The sequence below is a fragment of the Micromonospora costi genome (genome assembly GCF_003626655.1).
GTDB classification, from domain to species: domain Bacteria; phylum Actinomycetota; class Actinomycetes; order Mycobacteriales; family Micromonosporaceae; genus Micromonospora; species Micromonospora costi.
Genome location: NZ_RBAN01000005.1, coordinates 231,920 through 246,887 on the forward strand (window position 1 = coordinate 231,920; position 14,968 = coordinate 246,887).

The window sequence follows — 14,968 nt, forward strand, 5'->3', positions numbered from 1 at the left end:
ACGCGCTTCCCCCGGCAGTCCCTGAGTGCCGACTCTATTCCGGACAAATGCTTCCGATAGTCCATTCGCGCAGATAAGGGGTAAGAGGGCCGCCGCGGGCTCTAGGGTCGGTGCCGGTGAACGAGACACGCGACCCTGCGTACGCGCGGCGACGCCGGCCCGTCCGGCACGCCGTCGCGGCGGCGACCCTTGCCGGGGCGCTGCCGCTCGCCGCCTGCGCGGGCGACTCGCCGTCGGCGCTGAATCCCGCGGGCGCCGGCGCCATCCGCATCGCCGGCCTGTGGTGGGTCCTCTTCTGGATCTCCATGGCCGTCTTCGCCGAGGTCATGGCGCTGCTGGTCTGGGCGCTGGTGTTCCGGCGGCGGCACGACACGCGGGTGCGGCACGGCCAACCGCTGCGGTTCGTCGCGGTCGCGGGCGCCGGCGTGCCGCTCGTGATCCTCGTGGTGGTCTACGCCCTCGGGCTACGCGACCTGGCCGCGCTCGGCGCCGCCCCCGGGCGGGACGCTCCCACCGTCGAGGTCACCGGCCACAAGTGGTGGTGGGAGGTACGGGTCCCCGGCGTGGACGGCGCCACCGCGAACGAACTGCACATCCCGGTGGGGGAGCGGGTGCGGGTGCGGCTGCGCACCGCGGACGTGCTGCACAGCTTCTGGGTCCCGCAGCTGATGCCCAAGACCGACCTGATCGCCGGCGAGGTACGCGAGACCTGGCTGCACGCCGAGCGGCCGGGCCGCTACCGCGGCCAGTGCGCGGAGTACTGCGGCACCCAGCACGCCCACATGGCGTTCCAGGTGGTCGCCGAGCCGCGCCCGCAGTTCGAGGCGTGGCTCGCCCGCCTCGGGTCCCCGGCCCGCCAGCCGCAGACCGACGCCGAGCGGCGCGGGCAGCAGGCGTTCGTCCAGGGCACCTGCGCCGGCTGCCATGCGATCCGCGGCACCGGTGCCGACGCCCGGGTCGGACCCGACCTGTCCGACGTCGGTTCACGGTGGAGCATCGGCGCGGGCGCCGTCCCGAACGACGCCGGGCACCTGGGCGGCTGGATCGCGAACCCGCAGACCGTCAAGCCGGGCAGTTACATGCCGCCGCAGCCGGTCGACGCGGAACGGCTGCCCGATCTCATCGCCTATCTCCGGTCGCTGACGTAGCGCGGGGGGAGGAGGGACGTGTCCACGACGACCGCGCCGGCACCCGGTGCCAGCCAGGAGGACCTGGCCCGGCTCGACGAGCACTGGGGGGAACGGCCCTCGATCCGCTCGTGGTTCAGCACCGTCGACCACAAGCGGATCGGCCGCCGCTACCTGGTGACCGCCTCCCTGTTCTTCGTCCTGGCCGGGATCAGCGCCCTGGCCATGCGCACCCAGCTCGCCCGGCCCGAGTCGAACCTGCTCTCCCCGCAGGAGTACAACCAGCTGTTCACCATGCACGGCACGGCGATGATCTTCCTGTTCTCCACCCCGATGCTGTTCGGCTTCGGCAACTACCTGGTCCCGCTGATGATCGGCTCGCGGGACATGGCATTCCCCAAGCTGAACGCCCTCGGCTACTGGGTCTTCCTCTTCGCGGGGCTGTTCATGTGGGCCAGCCTGCCCTTCGGCGCGGCACCCAACGCCGGGTGGTTCGCCTACGTGCCGTTGACCGATGACGTGAACACTCCCGGGCTGCACATGGACGTCTACGCCCTGGGGCTGCTGTTCCTCGGCATCGCCACCACCGCCGGCTCCATCAACTTCATTGTCACCGCCCTCAAGCTGCGCGCGCCCGGCATGTCGCTCAACCGCGTCCCGCTGTTCGTCTGGGCGATCGTCGTGACGGCCTTCATGGTGATCTTCGCCCTGCCCGCGCTGAACCTCGACAACGCGATGCTGTTCCTCGACCGCCGGTTCGACACCCACTTCTTCGACCCGGACGCCGCCGGCAACGTTCTGCTCTGGCAGCACCTCTTCTGGATCTTCGGCCACCCGGACGTCTACATCATCGTCATGCCGGCGCTCGGCATCGTCTCGGCGGTGCTGCCCGCCTTCACCCGCCGCGGCGTGGTCGGCTACGTCCTCGTCGTGCTCGCCATCGTCTCCATCGCGATCATCTCCTTCGGCGTCTGGGTGCACCACATGTTCGCCACGGGGTTGCCGCACCTCTCCTACAGCTTCTTCAGCGCCGCCAGCACCGTGATCACGATCCCCTCCGGAATCCAGATCTTCGCCTGGCTGGCCACCATGGTCCTCGGCCGGCTGGTCGTCCGGGTGCCGCTGCTGTTCCTCATCGGGTTCATCGTGACCTTCGTGCTCGGCGGGTTCACCGGCGCCATGTTCGCGCTGACCGCGTTCGACCAGCAGGTCACCGACTCGTACTTCGTGGTCGCGCACTTCCACTACGTGCTCATCGGCGGGGCCGTCTTCCCGATCCTCGCCGCCATCTACTACTGGCTGCCGAAGATCACCGGGCGGATGTACCACGAGGGGCTCGGCCGGTGGGCGTTCGCCCTGGTCTTCACCGGCATGCAGGTCACCTTCTTCCCCATGCACCTCTACGGGCTGTTCGGCATGCCGCGGCGCGTCTACACCTACCGGAGCGAACCGGGGTGGGACGTCTGGAACCTCGTGAGCACCATCGGGTCGTACGTCCTCGCGGCCGGCCTCCTGCTCGTGCTGATCGGGGTGGTCCACGCGATCCGGCGCGGCCGGCCGGCGCCGCCCGACCCATGGGGCGGCGACACCCTGGAGTGGGCCACCGACTCACCGCCGAAGCCGTACAACTTTCCCGTCCTGCCGCAGGTGCACAGCCTGCACCCCACCTGGGACGAGGCGAGCCGCGCCTCGATGGGCGACGACGCCACGGCCGACCGGACCCTCACCGACGGGCGTCGCACGCTGCTGACCAGCGAGCTCGACGGCCGGCGGGAACGCGTGGTGGAGATGCCGGAGGCGTCGCTGCAACCGCTGCTGCTCGCCCTGGCCCTGCTGGTCTTCTTCACGGCCCTGCTGTTCGCCTGGTACCCGGTCGCGTTGGCGGCGCTGCTGGCGGGCGCCGTGACGATCGCCGTGTGGCTCTGGCCGCCGCGCCGTCCCGAGGAAGAGCTGGGGGTGGTGTCGTGAGAGCGCCCGACCTCGCGGCCGCCACCACCACGGAGGCCCTGACCACCGAACTGCCGGTCGGCCGGTCCACCGGGTGGTGGGGGATGGTCATGTTCGTCGCCACCGAGGCGACGCTCTTCTCCTGCCTGCTCGGCAGCTACTTCTACCTGCGTTTCCAGCACGGCGGCGAATGGCCGCCCGGCGGCATCGAGCAGCCCAAGCTGCTGCGCCCGCTGGTGATGACCGCGATCCTGCTGCCCAGCAGCCTGCCCATGATCTGGGCGGAACGCGGCATCCGCCGCGGCCGACGGTGGCGGCTGCGGATCGGCCTCGCCGCGACCCTGCTGCTCGGGGCGAGCTTCCTCGCCCTGCAGGGCACCGAGTACGACGAACTGCTCCACGAGTTCACCATCACCACCAACGCGTACGGCTCACTGTTCTTCGTCATCACCGGGTTCCACGGCCTGCACGTGCTCGTCGGGCTCGCCATGGTGAGCTGGCTGCTCGCGGCGTCCCTGCGCGGCGGCAGTTTCGGCGCGCGCCGCCACGACCGGGTGCGCAACGCCGCCATCTACTGGCACTTCGTCGACCTGGTGTGGGCGGCCATCCTGTTCACCATCTACCTCTCCCCGAGGCTGTGACATGAGCGCCCAGCCCGGCCCCCGTACCCGCCTCGCCGGCGGGCTGCTGCTCTGGTACGCGGTCCTCGGCGGCGCGATCGCCTGGGCCGTCCACCTGTTCGTCGCCTGGGGCGTGGACGAGCTGACCTGCGCCGGCGGCTCGGACCGCATCGGGGCGGTGCCCCTGCGTCTGGTCGTGGCGCTCGCCGTCGTCCTGCCCGCGCTGGCCACCGCCGGCGCGCTGCTCGCCGCCGCGTTCGCCTGGCGACGGACCGCCCGGACCAGGCCGGACGGTATCGCGGAGGGAGCCCTCGGCCGCACCCGGCTGCTGGCCCTGGTCGGGCTCTGGTCGAACGTGCTGTTCCTGACCATCATCGTGCTGGGCGGCGTCGCCCTGCTGGTGTTCCCGCCATGCCAGCGGTGACCCGGGCCGCCGACGCGGGCGGGTCCGTCGAGGCGGGGCTGCTCACGATCCTGCTCGCCCTGACCGTGGCCCTCCTCGCCGCGGGCTACGGGCGCGGCGTGCACGAGCTGTGGGCCCGCCGCGGGGCCGGCGCGGTCCTGCCGGGCTGGCGGGTCGCCGCGTTCGGCACCGGAGTGCTGGTCGTCCTCGCCGCCGACGCCGGGCCGCTGGCCGCGACGGCTCAGCGGTCCTTCGCCGGCCACATGACCCAGCACATGGTCCTGCTGCTGGTGGCCGGTCCGCTGCTCGCGGCCGGCGCGGCGGGCTTGCCGCTCAGCCTCGCCTGCCCGGTGCGGCTGCGGCGACGGCTGGCCCGGCTCCGGTCGGCTCCCGCGACCCGTGCCCTGCGCCGGCCGGCGACCACCGCCCTGCTGGCCGGCGCCGCGCAGACGCTGGTGCTGTGGGTGTGGCACCTGCCGGCGCCCTACGTGGTGGCCCTCGAACGGCCGGCCGTGCACGCGCTGGAGCACGCCTGCTTCGTCGCCGGGTCGTGGCTGCTGTGGGCGCCGGTGCTCGGCGCGTCCCGGCATCGGCTGCCCGCCCCCGCCGCCGTGCTGCTGCTGGCCGCGACGATGCTGCCGGCCTCCGCGCTGGGCGCCGTGCTCACCTTCGCGCCGCAGCCGATCTACCCGTCCGGTGTGCTCGGGCCCGACCCGCTCGCCGACCAGCAGCTCGCGGGCCTGCTGATGTGGGCGCCCATGGACGTGGCCGTCCTGGCCGCGACGCTGACCGTGTTCCTGCGCTGGCTGCTGCACCTGCAACGGCGGCAGCCGGAGACGGTGGGGCTGCCCCGACCGGCCGTACCGGCGCCCGAGGGCCGGACCGAGGGAGCGTGGCGATGAGGAAACCTCGCTGGCCCGTCCTGCTCCTGCCGGTGGCCGTGCTGGCGGTGGCCTCCTGCGACCGCGCCGACCCACCCCCGCCGCCGGAGGTCCGCGCCGGCCAACCGGCCCGCGGCGCCGACCTCATCGCGCAGTACGGCTGCGGCTCCTGCCACACCATCCCCGGCATCGACCGCGCCGACGGGTTGGTCGGCCCACCGTTGACCCGGTTCGGCGCCCGCTCGTACATCGCGGGGGAGTTGGTGAACAACGCCGACAACCTCCAGCACTGGATCGCCGACCCGCAGGCCGTCGAGCCGGGTACCGCCATGCCCGACCTCGGCGTCAGCGCGATCGACGCCCAGGACATCGCCGCCTACCTCTACACCCTGGACTGACGTCATGCGGCAGGCAGCGAGGACGGCGGCGGGCTGGCCCACACCCCGCCGGGTCCTCGCCGTCGGCGCGGCCCTGGTGCTCGCCACCGGGCCCGCGGCACTGGCCGCCCGACCCGCGCCCGATCCAGCCGCGACGTCCGCGCCGGCACCCGCGGCGGGGACGTCTGCGCCGGCGTCCACGGCGGGGACGTCCGCGCCGGTACCCGCGGGGTCGGAGCGGGGCGAGGAGCTGTTCCGGCAGCAGTGCGCGAGCTGCCACGGCGAGCAGGGCCAGGGCAGCCAACGCGGCCCGTCGCTGGTCGGTGTGGGACCCGCGTCCGTGGACTTCCAGGTGGGCACCGGGCGCATGCCCCTCGCGCACGAGCAGTCGCAGCCACGCCGCCGCGAACCGGTGTTCTCGGCCGACGAGATCGCCTCCCTGGTCGACCACGTGGCGAGCTTCGGCGGCGGCGGCCCGCAGATCCCCCGGGTCGCCCACGGTGACCTCCCGGCCGGGCGGGAGATCTTCGCGGCCAACTGCGCGCCGTGCCACGGGGCGACCGGCGCGGGCGCCGCGCTCACCAACGGCCGGGACGCGCCGCCCCTGTACGAGGCGACCGCCGTGCAGATCGCCGAGGCGGTGCGGGTCGGCCCCGGGCTGATGCCGGCGTTCCCCAGCCAACTGCTCAGCGACCAGCAGGTGGACGACCTCACCACGTACGTGCGGCGGTTGCAGAGCGAGCGGTTGGACCGGGGCGGGAACCCGCTCGGCCGGCTCGGCCCCCTCGCCGAGGGCGTGGTCGCCTGGATCGCTACCGTGGGGCTGCTCGTCGCGGCGGCCCGGTGGCTTGGCCGGAGGGCGGGGGAGTGAGCCGCCGCAGACCGCCGCTGGCGCCCGCCCCGCCCGGTGTGAACCGGCGGATCGTGCTGTCCTTCCTGGCCAGTGCCGCCGGCGCCGTCGGCTTCGCGGTGACGTACGGCCTCGGTGGGCAGACGCAGTGGGAGGGTGTCTGCCTCGCGGTCGCGTTCGCCGGCCTGGCGACCGGGCTCGCGATCTGGGGCAAGCGGCTGGTGCCGGTCGGCGGGTACGTCGAGGAGCACGAGGGGTTCACCCCGCCGCCGGCCGAGCAGGCGATGACCGCCGCCGTGCTCACCGCCCCGGACAGCCCGACCCGCCGCCGCGGCCTGCTCGGGGCGCTCACCCTCGCGCTGGCCGCGCTGGGGGTCGCGGCCCTGTTCCCGCTGCGCTCCCTGCTGCCCTGGGACCGCACCCGCCCCCTCGGGGCGCTCCGGCACACGCCGTGGCGGGCGGGAGTCCGGCTGGTCACCTCGGAGGGGCGACCGCTGCGTCCCTCGGACATTCCCCCCGGGACGACGGTCGGGGTGTTCCCGGAGGGCCACGTCGACGCCGCCGACGCGCCCGCCTTCGCGGTCCGGCTGCAACCCGAGCGCTTCACGCGGCCGCCCGCCGCCGGTCACCTCGACGGGTTGGTCGTCCACTCGCTGCTCTGCACCCACGCCGGATGCCCGGTCCGGCTCTACCTCGACGGGACCGGTCGGGTGCTCTGCCCCTGCCACCAGTCGTCCTTCGACCTGTTCGCCGCGGCCCGTCCGGTCGCCGGTCCGGCGGCCCGGCCGCTGCCGGGCCTGCCGATCGAGGTGGGACCCGACGGCTTTCTGCGCGCCACGGGTGACTTCACCCGGCCGCCCGGCGCCGGGTTCTGGAGCCGTCCGTGATCGTCGACCGGTTCGCCCGCGCGCTCGACGACCGCCTGCGGCTGTCACCGGTCGCCCGGCGGGCGCTGGCGAAGGTCTTCCCCGACCACTGGTCGTTCATGCTCGGCGAGATCGCCCTCTACTCGCTCGTCGCGCTCATCCTCACCGGCGTCTACCTCACCTTCTTCTTCGAGGCCAGCGCGGCTGACCGCGTCTACCAGGGCTCGTACGCGCCGCTGGACGGCAGCACGACCTCGGCCGCGTACGCCTCCACGGTCCGGCTCAGCTGGGACGTGCGGGCGGGCCTGCTGATCCGCCAGACGCACCACTGGGCGGCCGTGGTGTTCGTGGCCGCGATCGTCGTCCACCTGATCCGGATCTTCTTCACCGGGGCCTTCCGCAAACCCCGGGAGCTGAACTGGCTGGTCGGGGTCACCATGCTGACCCTCGCCCTGGCCAACGGCTTCACCGGCTACTCGATGCCCGACGACCTGCTCTCCGGCCTGGGCCTGCGGATCATCGTCTCGGTCGTCGAGTCGATCCCGGTCGTCGGGTCGTGGCTGGCGTTCCTCGCCCTCGGCGGCGAGTTCCCCTCCACCGAGATGATCCCCCGGCTGTTCGTGACGCACGTGTTCCTGGTGCCGGCCGTCCTCGTCGCCCTCGTCGCCGTGCACCTGGCGATGGTCGTACGGCAGAAGCACAGCCAGTTCCCCGGCCCGGGGCACACCGAGCACAACGTGGTCGGCTCCCGGCTCTGGCCCAGCTACACGCTCCGCTCACTCGCGCTGTTCCTCTGGGTGCTCGCGGTGCTCTTCGCGCTCGGCGGGCTCGTGCAGATCAACCCCGTCTGGCTCTACGGCCCGTTCTCGCCCGCGCAGGCCACCTCACCGGCCCAGCCCGACTGGTACGTGGCGTGGGGCGACGGCGCGCTGCGGCTGTTCCCGCCCTGGGAGGTGCGCATCGGCGGGTACCGGGTGCCGGCGCCGTTCGTGCCCGGTGTGGTGGTCGGCGGCGTGACGTTCCTGGCGTTGTACGCGTGGCCGTTCCTCGAACGGATCTTCGGCCGGGACCACCGCCCGCACCACCTGCTGGACCGCCCCCGCGACCATCCGGTCCGGATGGGCGTCGGCGTCGCGGCCCTCACGTTCTACGGGCTGCTCGTCGTGGCGGCCGGCGACGACATCATCGCCCGGCTGCTGGGGGTGCCGGTCTACGACGTGCTCTCGGTGCTGCGCGTCGTGGTGCTCGTCCTTCCCCTGCTCACCGGGACGCTGGCGTTCCTGCTGGCCCGCGCGCTGCGCCGCGGCGACGCCGCGCGGCTGGGCGACCTGACCCGTGCCGACCTCGCGACCGCGCACGGCGCGGAACGGCGACCGCCGGAGGACGCGTCGGAGCGGCCCGCCCGGGACCGCCCGGGCGAGCGCGTCGAGATGTGGCCGGAGGGCGACGTGTGGCACTGGCGCTACCGGGACGCGCCGGGCGGTCTCGCCGTGGCGGGCAACCGGGCGGCGTCGTCCGAGGAGGAGGCGGCCTCCGCGGCCCGGCTCGCGTACCCCGGCGTCGACCGCGTCGTCGTTCCCGGCCCGCCGCTCCCGGCACCGGGACGGCTCCGCACCGCGCTGCGCCGGTGGAGCGACCGCGCCCTGGGCGTGTCGCTGCTCGTCGCCGCGCTGCGCCAGCGGCGTGACCGCCGGCGGCGGGACGACGGGCCCGACACGTCGGCGCCAGATCGCTGACCACCGGGCCGCGCCCAGCGCACCCCGCTTCGTACCGTTTCGGTGGGTTTGCAGCACTCCGCAGCGGGTAGCCGCCGGGCCGTCCGCCGTGGCGGACGGTGTCCGGGTCGGCGCTCGCGCGGCCGCCGAGGCGGATCGGTGCGGAACGACATCGGAACGAGGAGGACGACGTGCAGGAGATCGTTGGCGAGTGTCTCGCCCGCCGGCTGGTCGAGTGGGGCGTGGACACCGTGTTCGGGCTGCCCGGCGACGGCATCAACGGCCTCATGGAGGGCTTCCGCCGGCACCGCGACAGGCTCCGGTTCATCCTCGTGCACCACGAGGAGGCGGCCGCGTTCATGGCCAGCGGGTACGCCAAGGCCACCGGCCGGCTGGGCGTCTGCGCGGCCACCTCCGGCCCGGGCGCCATCCACCTGCTCAACGGCCTCTACGACGCGAAGCTGGACCACGTGCCGGTGCTGGCGATCACCGGCATGCAGGAGACGTCGGTGCTCGGCTCGCAGTACCAGCAGGAGGTGCACACCACGCACCTCTACCAGGACGTGGCCGCCTACAACCTCATGGTCACCAACCCGCAGCAGATGCCGGGCGTTCTGGACATCGCCATCCGCAACGCCCTGTCCAAGCGGACAGTGGTGCACCTGACGTTCCCCAACGACCTCCAGGTGGCGGCCACGACCCAGGACCCGTACCGGCATGTGAGCCCCGGCGAGCCGCCGACGAGCAGCACCGTGGTGTCGCAGCCGCCGGTGCCGGCCGCCCCGGCCGACCTGGACCGGGCCGCGGAGGTGCTCAACGCCGGGAACAAGGTGGCCACGCTGGTCGGGGTGGGTGCCCGGGGCGCGCGGGCCGAGGTGCTGGCCGTGGCCGAGGCGCTGGCCAGCCCCGTCGTGAAGACGCTGCCCGGCAAGATGGTCGTGCCCGACGACCACCCGCTCACCACCGGCGGCCTCGGCCTGCTCGGCACCCGGCCGAGCGAGGAGCTGATGGAGGAGTGCGACACGCTCCTGATGGTCGGCACCTCCTTCCCGTACGCGATGTACCTGCCCAAGCCGGGCCAGGCGCGGGTCGTGCAGATCGACGTCGACCCCAGCCTGATCGGCATGCGCCTGCCGGTCGACGCGCCCGTCACCGCAGACGCGCGGCTCGCGTTGCAGCAGCTGCTGCCGCTGCTGCGGGCGCGCACCGACCGCACGTTCCTCGCCAAGTACCAGAAGGCGCGCGACTCCTGGCTGTCGGACATGGCGAGCCTGCGCGACCCGAGCCGGACCCCGATCGCCCCGCAGTACCTCATGGGGTGCATCGACCAGGCCGCCGCCGACGACGCCATCCTGACCTGCGACTCGGGCACGATCGCCACCTGGTCGGCGCGGCACTGGACCATCCGTGGCGACCGCGAGTACTACCTCTCCGGCAACCTCGCCACCATGGCGCCCGGCCTGCCGTACGCGATCGCCATGCAGCACGCGTACCCCGGCCGGCAGGTCATCGCGTTCGTGGGCGACGGCGGGTTCGCCATGCTGATGGCCGAGTTCCTCACCGCCGTGCGGCACGACCTGCCCATCAAGGTGATCGTCAACAACAACAACTCGTACGGGCAGATCCTCTGGGAGCAGATCATCCTCGGCTACCCGGAGTACGCCGTCCGCCATCGGCAGCCCGAGGCCGACTTCGGCGCCTGGGCGCGCGGGTGCGGCGCGTTCGGTGTGAAGATCGCCGACCCGAAGGCGCTGCCCGACGCCATCCGCCAGGCGTTCGCACACCCCGGCCCGGCCCTCGTGGACTGCGACGTCAACCCGAACGAGCCGCCGATGCCCGGCAAGATCCGCTACGAGCAGGCGAAGCACTTCACCGAGGCGTTCCTGCGTGGTCAACCCAACCGGCTCAGCACCCTGGCCACCGTGGCCCGCGACAAGATCAACGAGCTGCGGTCATGACCGGGACCCTCCTGCCGCCACCGGTCGTACGGCCACCCGCGCCGGTCACGGACATCGACCTGGCCGCGCTCGTGGCCGACCTGCGCGCGGAGGTCGACGGCGAGGTCCGCTTCGACGCCGGCTCCCGGGGCGCGTACTCCACCGACGCCTCCAACTACCGCCAGATCCCGCTCGGGGTGGTCGTACCCCGGACGGTGGACGGCGCGGTCGCGGCCGTCGCGGCGTGCCGCCGGCACGGGGCGCCGCTGGTGTCCCGCGGCGGTGGCACCAGCCTGGCCGGCGAGTGCACCAACACCGCCGTGGTCCTCGACTGGTCGAAGTACTGCCACCGGCTGCTGGAGGTCGACACCGACGCCCGTACCTGCCTGATCGAACCCGGCATCGTGCTCGACACGCTCAACGAGCTGCTCGCCCCGACCGGCCTCCAGTACGGTCCCAAACCGGCCACCCACGACCACTGCACCCTCGGCGGCATGCTCGGCAACAACTCCTGCGGCGCCACCGCCCAGCGCACCGGCAAGGTCGTCGACAACATCGTCGAGCTGGAGGTGCTGCTCTACGACGGCACCCGCATGTGGGTGGGGGAGACCGATGACGCGCAGTACGTCGAGATCCAGCGCCAGGGTGGCCGGCGTGCCGAGATCTACCGGCAGTTGCGGGCGCTGCGCGACGAGTACCTCGCCGACATCCGCGGCCGCTACCCGCGGATCCCGCGCCGGGTCTCCGGCTACAACCTCGACAGCCTCCTGCCGGAGAAGAACTTCCACGTCGGGCAGGCGCTCGTCGGCTCCGAGGGAACCCTGGTCACCATCCTGCGGGCCCGGCTGAAGCTGGTGCCCGTGGTGCCGGCCCAGTCGCTCGTCTTCCTCAGCTACCCGGACATCGCCGCCGCCGCGGACGACGTGCCGCGCGTCCTGCGACACCAGCCGATCGCGCTCGAAGGCATCGACGACAAGCTGATCAACTTCGAGCAGCGCAAGGGCCTGCACCCGCAGGCGCTGCACGAGCTGCCCAGAGGCGGCGCCTGGCTGATGGTCCAGCTCGGCGGCGAGACGCCGGAGCGGGCCAGGGCGGCGGCGGACTGGCTGATCGCCGAGGTGCGCCGCGACGGCGGGCCCACCGTGCACGAGTTCGCCGATCCGGATGCCGAGCAGCGGATGTGGAAGGTCCGTGAGTCGGGGCTCGGTGCGACCGCGCACGTGCCGGGCGGGGAGAACACCTGGCCCGGCTGGGAGGACTCCGCCGTCGCACCGGACCGGCTCGGTGACTACCTGCGCGACCTCGGTCGCCTCTACCACGAGTACGACCTCGACCAGGCCTCGGTCTACGGGCACTTCGGGCAGGGCTGCGTGCACAGCCGGATCCCCTTCCGGCTGCGTACCGCCGAGGGCGTCCGGCAGTTCCGGTCCTTCCTCGAACGCGCCGCCGACCTGGTCGTCGCCTACGGCGGCTCGTTCTCCGGCGAGCACGGCGACGGCCAGGCCCGCGGCGAGTTGCTGGCGAAGATGTACGGCGACCGGCTCGTGCGCGCCTTCGGCCAGTTCAAGGCGATCTTCGACCCGGACGACCGGATGAACCCCGGCAAGGTGATGCCGCCGTACCCGCTGGACGGCAACCTCCGGCTCGGCGTCGACTACAACCACGGCGGCGTGAAGACGGTCTTCGCCTACCCCGACGACGGCGGCAGCTTCGGCGAGGCCGTGCTCCGCTGCGTCGGTGTGGGCAAGTGCCGCCGCCCGCACGGCGAGGTGATGTGCCCGTCCTACATGGTCACCCGCGAGGAGGAACACTCGACGCGCGGGCGCGCCCGGTTGCTGTTCGAGATGCTCGACGGCACGGCACGTGGAGGCACCATCGCCGACGGCTGGCGTTCCACCGCCGTGCGGAACGCCCTGGACCTCTGCCTCGCCTGCAAGGGCTGCAAGGCCGACTGTCCGGTGAACGTGGACATGGCGACGTACAAGGCGGAATTCCTCTCCCACCACTACGCCGGCCGGATCCGCCCCCGCGCCCACTACTCGATGGGCTGGCTGCCCCTGCTCGCCGTCGGCGCCGGCCTCGCGCCCCAGGTGGTCAACGCCGTGGCCCAGGCGCCCGGGCTGGACCGGCTCGCCAAGCTGCTCGGCGGGGTCGACCAGCGACGTACGCTCCCGGCCTTCGCCGCCGAGTCGTTCCAGCAGTGGTTCGCCCGCCGCAGCCCCGGTGGCGACGGGTCCCGGGGCGACGTCCTGCTCTGGCCCGACACCTTCACCAACCGGTTCCACCCCGGGATCGCGCGGGCCGCGGTCGAGGTCCTGGAGGCCGCCGGCTGGCACGTACGGGTTCCCGCCGGCCCGGTCTGCTGCGGACTGACCTGGATCTCCACCGGCCAGCTCGGCGTCGCCAAGCGGGCGCTGCGCCGCACGCTGGACGTGCTGCGCCCGTACCTGCGCGCCGGCACCCCGGTGCTTGGCCTGGAACCCAGCTGCACGGCGGTGTTCCGCAGCGACGCCCACGAGCTGTTCCCCGGCGACGACGACATCCGCCGGCTGCAGCAGCAGACCGTCACCCTCGCGGAGCTGCTGCACGAGCACACCCCCGGCTGGCAGCCGCCCCGGCTGTCGGCACACGCGCTGATCCAGACCCACTGCCACCAGCACGCCATCCTCGACACCGCCGCCGACGCGGCGGTCCTCGCCGCGGCCGGAGTGCAGGCGGAGTTCCTCGACTCGGGCTGCTGCGGCCTGGCCGGCAACTTCGGCTTCGAGCAGGGGCACTACGAGGTCTCCGAGGCCTGCGCCGAGCGCGTCCTCCTGCCGGCCGTACGGGCCGCCGCGGACACCGACGTGCTCCTCGCCGACGGGTTCAGCTGCCGGACCCAGGTCGAGCAGAGCGCGGCCGGCGGGCGGACCGCGATGCACCTGGCCGAGCTGCTCCGCGCCGGTCTGCACGGCGGGTCCGTCCCGCCCCGACCCGAGGGCCGCTGGGCCGAACGCCCGCGCCCGGCATCGCGCCCGGCGCGGTGGGCCGCCGCCGGCCTGGCGGGTCTCGCGGTGCTGGGGCCGGTGGCGGCCGTCGCGGCGCGGGCCGCCCGCCGGGGGCGTTGACGCGGTGCGCGTGTCCGCCGAGGCGTACCGGGTGCCCACCGACGCCCCCGAGGGCGACGGCACACTCGCCTGGTCCGGCACCACGCTGGTCCTGGTCCGGGCCGAGGCGGACGGCGTGACCGGCATCGGCTGGACGTACGGACCGGCCGCCGTGGTGCCGGTGGTGACCGACCTGCTCGCGCCCGTGGTCGCCGACCTCGACCCCGACGACGTGCCGGCGATCTGGGACGCCATGCGGCGGCGGCTGCGCAACGCGGGCCGGCCGGGCGTCGCGGGGCTCGCGCTGTCCGCCGCCGACTGCGCGGCCTGGGACCTCAAGGCGCGCCGCCACGACGTCCCGCTGGCCCGGCTGCTCGGCACCGTGCGCCACCGGGTGCCGGTGTACGGCAGCGGCGGGTTCACCACGTACGACGCCGAGCGGCAGCACCGCCAGCTCGCCGGCTGGGTGCACGAGCAGGGCATCCCCCGGGTGAAGATCAAGATCGGCGAGTCGTCGGGTGGTGACGTGGCGCGGGACCTCACCCGGATGAGCGCCGCGCGGCGCACGATCGGCGGGGACGCCGAGCTGTACGTCGACGCCAACGGCGGGTACCAGCGCAAGCAGGCGGTCCGGGTGGCGCAGGCTGCCGCCGACCTCGACGTGCGCTGGTACGAGGAACCGGTCAGCTCCGACGACCTCGTGGGGCTCGGACTGGTGCGCGACCACGTCCGACCCGACGTGGCCGCGGGGGAGTACGGCTACGACCTCGTCTACTTCCACCGCATGGCCCCGTACGTCGACTGCCTCCAGATCGACGTGACCCGGTGCGGCGGGATCAGCGAGTTCCTCCGGGCCGCCGCCGTGGCCGCGGCGGCCGGCCTGGAGGTCTCCGCGCACTGCGCCCCGCACCAGCACCTGGCGGTCGCCGCGGCCACGCCCAACCTGCGGCACCTCGAGTGGTTCCACGACCACGTCCGGATCGAGTCGATGCTGTTCGACGGCACCACACCAGCCACCGGCGGCGCCGCCCCAGTGCCGCTGGACGGTCCCGGCAACGGCGTGACGTTCCGCCCCGACCGCGCCGCCGAGTACCGCATAGCCTGACCCCCTTGCCTCCTCCCCGCGATCTTGCACTTTCGGCCCCTGATTCGCGGCCTT

At 73.5% G+C, this 14,968-nt stretch carries 12 protein-coding genes; all 12 read left to right on the plus strand.

The annotated features are described in order from the left end of the window. Positions 1 to 116 precede the first annotated feature (116 nt). Entirely contained in the window at positions 117 to 1,148 is a 1,032-nt protein-coding gene (gene coxB, locus D7193_RS26700; protein ID WP_120782379.1) for a cytochrome c oxidase subunit II, read from the plus strand. 18 nt (positions 1,149 to 1,166) lie between these two features. Next, positions 1,167 to 3,095 carry a cytochrome c oxidase subunit I gene (gene ctaD / locus D7193_RS26705; RefSeq protein ID WP_120782380.1) on the plus strand — a complete coding sequence of 643 codons (1,929 nt, stop codon included), beginning with the start codon at positions 1,167 to 1,169 and terminating at the stop codon, positions 3,093 to 3,095. Further along, positions 3,092 to 3,715 carry a cytochrome c oxidase subunit 3 gene (locus D7193_RS26710; protein WP_206611995.1) on the plus strand — a complete coding sequence of 208 codons (624 nt, stop codon included), beginning with the start codon at positions 3,092 to 3,094 and terminating at the stop codon, positions 3,713 to 3,715. Before ctaD ends, D7193_RS26710 begins: the two co-directional genes overlap by 4 nt. Position 3,716: 1 nt before the next feature. Beyond that, positions 3,717 to 4,118, plus strand: coding sequence for a hypothetical protein (locus D7193_RS26715; RefSeq protein WP_120782381.1), 402 nt, complete (start codon positions 3,717 to 3,719; stop codon positions 4,116 to 4,118). Beyond that, positions 4,106 to 4,999, plus strand: coding sequence for a cytochrome c oxidase assembly protein (locus D7193_RS26720; protein WP_120782382.1), 894 nt, complete (start codon positions 4,106 to 4,108; stop codon positions 4,997 to 4,999). The genes D7193_RS26715 and D7193_RS26720 overlap by 13 nt, the downstream gene beginning before the upstream one ends. Then, positions 4,996 to 5,376 carry a c-type cytochrome gene (locus tag D7193_RS26725; protein WP_120782503.1) on the plus strand — a complete coding sequence of 127 codons (381 nt, stop codon included), beginning with the start codon at positions 4,996 to 4,998 and terminating at the stop codon, positions 5,374 to 5,376. Before D7193_RS26720 ends, D7193_RS26725 begins: the two co-directional genes overlap by 4 nt. 4 nt (positions 5,377 to 5,380) lie before the next feature. Continuing rightward, positions 5,381 to 6,226 carry a cytochrome bc1 complex diheme cytochrome c subunit gene (gene qcrC, locus D7193_RS26730; RefSeq protein WP_120782383.1) on the plus strand — a complete coding sequence of 282 codons (846 nt, stop codon included), beginning with the start codon at positions 5,381 to 5,383 and terminating at the stop codon, positions 6,224 to 6,226. Further along, positions 6,223 to 7,092: a QcrA and Rieske domain-containing protein gene (locus D7193_RS26735; protein ID WP_120782384.1), complete on the plus strand. Its 870-nt coding sequence runs from the start codon at positions 6,223 to 6,225 to the stop codon at positions 7,090 to 7,092. The genes qcrC and D7193_RS26735 overlap by 4 nt, the downstream gene beginning before the upstream one ends. Next, positions 7,089 to 8,807 carry a cytochrome bc1 complex cytochrome b subunit gene (qcrB, locus tag D7193_RS26740; RefSeq protein ID WP_206611996.1) on the plus strand — a complete coding sequence of 573 codons (1,719 nt, stop codon included), beginning with the start codon at positions 7,089 to 7,091 and terminating at the stop codon, positions 8,805 to 8,807. Before D7193_RS26735 ends, qcrB begins: the two co-directional genes overlap by 4 nt. Before the next feature lie 170 nt (positions 8,808 to 8,977). Further along, a complete protein-coding gene (locus D7193_RS26745) occupies positions 8,978 to 10,744 on the plus strand; it encodes a thiamine pyrophosphate-dependent enzyme (protein WP_241563502.1) in 1,767 nt (588 codons plus the stop codon). Further along, positions 10,741 to 13,830 (plus strand): FAD-binding and (Fe-S)-binding domain-containing protein, encoded by a 3,090-nt coding sequence (locus D7193_RS26750; RefSeq protein ID WP_120782385.1) that lies wholly within the window; start codon positions 10,741 to 10,743, stop codon positions 13,828 to 13,830. The genes D7193_RS26745 and D7193_RS26750 overlap by 4 nt, the downstream gene beginning before the upstream one ends. Before the next feature lie 4 nt (positions 13,831 to 13,834). Further along, positions 13,835 to 14,914, plus strand: coding sequence for an enolase C-terminal domain-like protein (locus D7193_RS26755; RefSeq protein WP_120782386.1), 1,080 nt, complete (start codon positions 13,835 to 13,837; stop codon positions 14,912 to 14,914). Positions 14,915 to 14,968 lie beyond the last annotated feature (54 nt).